This is a genomic window from Citrobacter sp. TBCS-14 (assembly GCF_005280805.1).
GTDB classification, from domain to species: domain Bacteria; phylum Pseudomonadota; class Gammaproteobacteria; order Enterobacterales; family Enterobacteriaceae; genus Citrobacter; species Citrobacter gillenii.
The window spans coordinates 1-265 of sequence record NZ_SZWM01001321.1 but is presented as its reverse complement, the minus strand read 5'-3'; the positions used below and the strand labels follow the sequence as shown (position 1 = coordinate 265).

Here is a 265-nt window from a genome sequence, read left to right as displayed (position 1 = left end):
CTTGTTACGTGATATCACTACGATTCTTGCCAACGAGAAAGTGAACGTGCTGGGCGTTGCCAGTCGGAGCGATACCAAACAGCAACTGGCTACCATCGATATGACCATCGAAATCTACAACCTGCAGGTGCTCGGACGTGTGCTCGGCAAGCTGAACCAGGTGCCGGATGTGATCGACGCACGCCGTCTGCACGGTAATTAATTATTTTGTAGGCCGGATGATCAGGCATTGCTATATCGCCGGATGTTGGCTGTCGCCTTATCC

General features: G+C 52.1%; 1 protein-coding gene (cut by a window edge). It reads left to right on the top strand.

The window, feature by feature from the left end:
• Positions 1–202, top strand: part of the annotated coding region (locus FDX22_RS27590) for an ACT domain-containing protein (RefSeq protein WP_370317965.1) (this coding region is incomplete at its 5' end). Its footprint begins 404 nt before the window's first position; 202 of its 606 annotated nt are in view.
• Positions 203–265: the final 63 nt, after the last annotated feature.